We start from the raw sequence: 5,588 nt of genomic DNA, 5'->3' as shown, positions 1-5,588 counted from the left end.
TCATCTGCCAACGCCTCAAGTCCCATCAGCTCAAATTCATTCCAACGGAATCCGCTATCGCTTTCTCCGTTAAAGTCCTCTATGGAATTAAACCAAACATTATCACTTTCATTCGTGATTGTCTGAAACCGTTGTAAAAACTCCTGATAGTCCGCAGGAAGTTCGGAGTACCGATTTTGTAAATCAGAGCTTAAATCTTTTCTTTCCAATCGTTCTGTAACGATGAATCCTATATTTTTCAGTGCTTCAATCATATTTTTATTTTACGAGTTTATAATGGTTTGCAGCGTTCCGCCTTATTCAGTCGGTAGTGCTGTTTGTTATAAACTTTTTTTCTTTATTCTTTTGCCGTTACATGTAAAGCCATAAGTAAAAGCTGCATCTATGGCTTGTTTTGCACTCTCAAGAATATAATGATACAAATTATCATATTTACTAAAGCATGGAGAAAGAATGTAGAAGTTTTTAATATTTAAAGGAATATAAATCCCCGTCATATCGGATATTCCATAGCGTGCTTCCTCCAAATTTGGTACTGGTATAGAAATAGATATTTCAAACTCTTTATTAGATGGGAAACGTTTTGCCCGTTTGAAAATCCCAATCCCATTAGTATTTCGAAGATTTATCTGTATGAGAAGTTTCCAATCTCCCAAATTATCTAAGTTGATTTGGTTATTGTAATCTTCCATATAACCATTCAACTCTCGGCAAATTGAGCGCAGTAAGTCCAATTCTCCAAGTTCTGGGATTTCACTACTTATTAAAACTGCATATTGATTATTCATACATTCATCTTTATATCCAGAGTTTATAATGTTCGGTGGATAATCATCATTAAAGGAGATTGATCCGCTTGTTATCTGCCCGCTTTATTCCTCTTCTTCGATAAAATGATTTATAAAGTAATTGAATGACTGGGCGATGTAACGAGTATTTGTTTCAAAGTTGTATTCTCTTGAAGCGTTTTCGTCCCACTCGTCAGTCAAGTAATAGTAAATCTTTTTATTCTTCAAGTTCAACGCATAATAGTTTCCACCCGAATCCATAGCAAAAGGCAACAGATTGCATGGCATTAAATTCCTACTCCATATATCTTTGGCTATGACTTCAATTGTTTCAAAAGCATTGGTGCGTTCCTTTATCGGAAAGAACGCATTTATCTCCACCCGATCCAAATCCTCGTCCTGCGGTTGATAACAATATGGTGATGGCATACCACCGTTGAACTTGAGGTAAAAGTTCTTCATGCCTGCCGGAATCTTTACATTCAACTCAACCTCAAAATTCTTTATATCTTCTTTTGTTAGCGAAGCCGAACAGTCCGAAAGTTCAGGCATTACACCTGCTGTCTCCGTTTGTCCCTCTTCGATTTCTTCTATTGCTGGAATTGCTTTGTGCCCGTCCAAAACAACGAGATTGTCAAAGAAATCATCTATTGAATTTGCAACAAGTCGTGGCTCTCCAAAATTGAAGATTACATCTTGCATCCCCACAATAGGGTAAAGATAGATCTTTCCATTAACCAAGTCTATGGTAATCCGACCTTCATCGGTAGATTCCATAGCAAAAATAAGAATGCTATCAGATATAGCTCCAGCTTTTCTTAACTCTAATGTTTCGCCTTCTGCCGTATATCTGGGGTCATTCTTAAAATCCTTGTTATATTTGAATGGGAAGAAATCTTCAATTTCCACCTCTTGATATTTATTTATGCTTGCGGTCTGTTTCGTAGAACCTCCATTATATTGTAAATAGAACTCTTTCAGTCTTTCCGGCAAGGCATAACCCAATTTACTCTCTATTTCTTCAAAATCTTTGAGAGTAAGACTTTTTTGGCAATTTTCTAATTCTATTTTCATATTCATTCTTTTTATGGGCAGATAATGTTTGGCAGCGTTCCGCTTATTCAGTCGGTCTGCTGTTTGTTATCAATGCCTTACCGATTATAAAGTTGATTTAGCATTTTGAAATAATCATTTCCAAACCGTTCAACATAATCATCCATTACGCCGTATATGTTGTTTTTACTATCAACAAGCAAGACCATATATCCATGTTCGTATTCCCCAAAAGGACAAATATCCGAAACATGGAGTAGTTCACAAAATTGGTCGTAGAATAAGTAATGCGGATTATCGTTTAATGTTTTCTTTAGATTAAAATGCACATCCACTTTTGGAAACTGAAATTCCTGATTGTAGAAATAAATAAGGAAATCTATCAACTTTGGAGTCGGTTGGTAGTTTGCTTTAGAATAAATTGCCATAAGCTCATTCGGGCTTATGATTACCCGATTTTCCCAGTGGCAATTTGTTTTAAGATATTGCTTCAGTTCCATACTACTTTTATTTTTTATTTTGCACATTGATAATGTTTGGTGGATAATCAACCTTTCAAGGGAGATTTATCCGCTTGTTATGGTAGTTTATTCATATTGTTCACACTCTCGCTCTATGTCAGCAATTATCTCTTGAACAGTACGAATTATACCTTTCCCCTTTGACAATGGGAATACAGCCAACATCACATTGTCTTTTTCTAACTTCGGTAATAACTTCTCAATGAAGTCATCAAGAGGAATAGAATTGGGTTGATAGTTATCCCATTTACACAATTCTGCAAATTCCTTTTCGCTCCATACAGGAAATAAAACTTGCTCATTATTTCCCATTAAAGCCCAACCTTCTTTATCCTTTAACCCCCAAACTTCTTCAAAGTCTGAAACTTTACGAATAAAGTAGCCATATCTTTCTGCTGCTGAAAGATTTACTATATTTTTAATCCTGCTATTGTTCATTTTTCTACCATAATGTTCGGCGGATAAACCACCTTACCTTAAAAGTTTCATCTGCTTGTTAGCAACCGCTTTTACCATTCATGAAAATTATCTTCTATATATTGTTCTAACGATAAAGCGATGATTTCTCTTTCGGCGTCACTATCATGATAGTATATTTCAATCTCCCCTTTAGAATTTATCATTATGGGATTGCCAGAACCATCATCTGAAATCACATAAGTGTCTGTAACTTCAGGATGAACTTCTCTTAATGATTTAGTTTCATCGACCACATTTTCATTGCCGTCTAAAGCATTAATCATCATTCCAGCGTAGGCTGTTCCGAAACTTTTGATAAAGTCTATATAGTCAGAACTAAATTTTACACCTAATTCTTGTTCCGCGCATAATATCTGGTCATCAGATGCTGGTGTCCCAATCATATCATGTGCCGTTAGAAATCTTCTCAATCGTTCTATAAGTTCCTTTTTCATTTTTATTTCTCGGTTGCTAATGTCCGGCAGCGTTCCGCTTATTCAGTCGGTCTGCTGTTTGTTATCAACTTATATTTTGTCTGACAACACCATGTTCATAAGCCAAACTATCACATTCTTTTTGCATATTGGTCAGAACATCTTCGACCACTTTTAAGGAAACTTCTTGTGGTACATTTATGGATACGAATGAAGGGAGATTAGAAATCTCTACCTTGCATCCCATATCAAGTAGTTTGTCTCTGACCATCTGCATACGTTTATCGTTAAAATGTACCCTCAATGTGCTATTTCCAGAGGGATTCACTATGGATTGAAAATGATATTCGCCATCTTCTTCTGTAACACATATCTCATCCCCCAAACTGATTCCATAGGTATAGAATGGCACATTATCGACAATATAAGTATCATTACTTGCCTTTTTGCACCACAAACCTTCAATAGAAAATGGTGGATAGCCATCTTCATCTTGTTCCAAGTGAAATAGCACTTTTATATGTTTGTCTTTTTTCATTTTATTCATTAATAAGTTGATAATGTTCTGTGGATAATCGACCTTTATAGGAGATTAATCCGCTTGTTAGTTGCATATTTATAATCTCGATAAAAGGATATTTAGCTCCTTTATTTCCTGCCTTTCATCATCATATACCAAAGCATTTCTATATGAATGATTGCTTGTACATATCGTTCCTATCTTGGGAATTTCTTGTATGTCAGAGTTGGATATTAATAATCCATTCAAGATACATTTACCTATATATGCGGAATGTTCCTTGAATAAGGGAATTTGTTGCAATCGTTGGATTATTGCATTAAGTGCTATGTCTTTTTCTTGTTCCCTGATTGCAGACAAAGGTAAGAGTAAATGGAACAGTACATCTCCATATTTCTCTTTTGTAATCCTCATTAATTCCGAATATGTGAGATACTTCAAGTGAAAGTTGCCACTAACTTCCCCGATTAAAGTGTCATTCAAAAAATAATATGTACAGCAAGGATGAAATTCTATTGTCAATACAATATCGCTGCCGATAGGAAGTGTTAGAGTTCTTGGATTTTCTATTTCACCTTGATTTTCGGATGTTTTCAAATCAATTTGAGATAGCCAACACCAATATTTCTTGTACTTCTTTTCATCCAACAATGTTGGTACAAGTTCTTCATCCCATACTTCATCAAAATTCGCATCCCTTTCTTCATCAAAGGCTCGAATATGATGATGTAACATTACGTTCCAAAAAAGCGCATTTGAAAACGAATATTCTTTTTCTGATATTACATTCATTTTTATTTCGTTTTTGACCGCAACTAATGTTCGGCGGATAATCGACCATTTAGGGAGATTCTTCCGCTTGTTATGTGCCTTACTTACTATTCCTCATATTTCTCAGCATTTTCAAGCCCTCGTATAAAATCCTCAAAATTTTCTGCTAATGTAGTTATTTTGAAATCTGATTCTTGATCGATATGCACAACTTTTGGTTCTCCGAATGGACCACATTCTCGATAATCCAAGAAAATCATATCATGCCCAGCACTCGGACAGTCACAAATAGCCACACCTATTTCCGGATATCCCCATTCATCAATCATAAACTGACTGCCAATTTCTCCACATAGTGAATAGTCCTTTTCCCTACCTATACCGTAAATGCCAGTTATAGCAATATGGTCTTCAGCCCAATTTGTGGGTGAATCAGTAGGGAAGCATGTATTGAAAGGGATGCCTCCATTATGCTGCTTCATCAGCCATATATAGGAAGCTGGCAACTTGTATCCTAATTCTTTCTCTACATCAGCTATCAATTCATCAGTTGGGGCATCACTGATATACTCCTTGCGGGCATAGTAATTATCATCCCAAAAGTTTGTAAAATCAAAACCTTCAAATTCTTGTTTCATATTCTCATTTTCTTTTTTTGTGGCACATAATGTTCGGTGGATAATCAATCTTTCAGAGAGATTTATCTGCTTGTTATAAACCTATTTGAAATTTGTCAGTATATCATTCTTTTTATTGGAAGACAACATTTCTAATAAATGATTAAAGCTATCGCAAACAAATTCTGCCGAATCTTCAAATTCAGGTTCAACTCCATAATAGATTTTACCGTAATTTTCCGGAGATAAATCTATGCACAAGTATTGGTATCCATCTTTTACTGACATAAGAATAGGAATATGGCTATCCCAAAACAGGCGTATCATATCACAGGATTCCTTATCATCTGCCAACGCCTCAAGTCCCATCAGCTCAAATTCATTCCAACGGAATCCGCTATCGCTTTCTCCGTTAAAGTCCTCTA

Annotated in this window: 9 protein-coding genes and 1 pseudogene; all 10 read right to left on the bottom strand. The window is 35.6% G+C overall.

Annotated elements, in window-relative coordinates; translation table 11 throughout:
* Window positions 1–254 (bottom strand): annotated as a pseudogene (locus tag HMPREF0106_RS11925) (SMI1/KNR4 family protein); the annotation flags it as partial.
* Window positions 255–320: 66 nt separating this feature from the next.
* On the bottom strand, window positions 321–788 hold the full coding sequence (imm9, locus tag HMPREF0106_RS11930; RefSeq protein ID WP_008627674.1) for an Imm9 family immunity protein: 468 nt from the start codon (window positions 786–788) through the stop codon (window positions 321–323).
* A gap of 84 nt (window positions 789–872) precedes the next feature.
* Window positions 873–1,868, bottom strand: a complete 996-nt coding sequence (locus tag HMPREF0106_RS11935; RefSeq protein ID WP_007558975.1) for an SMI1/KNR4 family protein — start codon at window positions 1,866–1,868, stop codon at window positions 873–875.
* A 71-nt stretch (window positions 1,869–1,939) separates the two neighbouring features.
* Window positions 1,940–2,341, bottom strand: a complete 402-nt coding sequence (locus HMPREF0106_RS11940) for an SUKH-3 domain-containing protein (RefSeq protein WP_032851350.1) — start codon at window positions 2,339–2,341, stop codon at window positions 1,940–1,942.
* Window positions 2,342–2,428: 87 nt separating this feature from the next.
* A complete protein-coding gene (locus HMPREF0106_RS11945; RefSeq protein ID WP_008627669.1) occupies window positions 2,429–2,800 on the bottom strand; it encodes a DUF2750 domain-containing protein in 372 nt (123 codons plus the stop codon).
* A gap of 71 nt (window positions 2,801–2,871) precedes the next feature.
* Window positions 2,872–3,276, bottom strand: coding sequence for an SMI1/KNR4 family protein (locus HMPREF0106_RS11950; RefSeq protein WP_008627667.1), 405 nt, complete (start codon window positions 3,274–3,276; stop codon window positions 2,872–2,874).
* A gap of 64 nt (window positions 3,277–3,340) precedes the next feature.
* Window positions 3,341–3,793 carry a DUF4265 domain-containing protein gene (locus HMPREF0106_RS11955; RefSeq protein WP_224262761.1) on the bottom strand — a complete coding sequence of 151 codons (453 nt, stop codon included), beginning with the start codon at window positions 3,791–3,793 and terminating at the stop codon, window positions 3,341–3,343.
* 78 nt (window positions 3,794–3,871) lie between these two features.
* A complete protein-coding gene (locus tag HMPREF0106_RS11960; RefSeq protein WP_009040066.1) occupies window positions 3,872–4,567 on the bottom strand; it encodes an Imm19 family immunity protein in 696 nt (231 codons plus the stop codon).
* Between the two features lie 86 nt (window positions 4,568–4,653).
* Window positions 4,654–5,184 carry an SMI1/KNR4 family protein gene (locus HMPREF0106_RS11965; RefSeq protein WP_004295476.1) on the bottom strand — a complete coding sequence of 177 codons (531 nt, stop codon included), beginning with the start codon at window positions 5,182–5,184 and terminating at the stop codon, window positions 4,654–4,656.
* 81 nt (window positions 5,185–5,265) lie between these two features.
* Window positions 5,266–5,588: SMI1/KNR4 family protein (locus HMPREF0106_RS11970; protein WP_009040065.1), on the bottom strand; the 323-nt coding region annotated here is incomplete at its 5' end.

Origin of the sequence: Bacteroides sp. D22 (genome assembly GCF_000163675.1) — a bacterium.
Classification (GTDB): Bacteria; Bacteroidota; Bacteroidia; order Bacteroidales; family Bacteroidaceae; genus Bacteroides; species Bacteroides xylanisolvens.
This window is presented reverse-complemented; position numbering and strand designations above follow the sequence as displayed.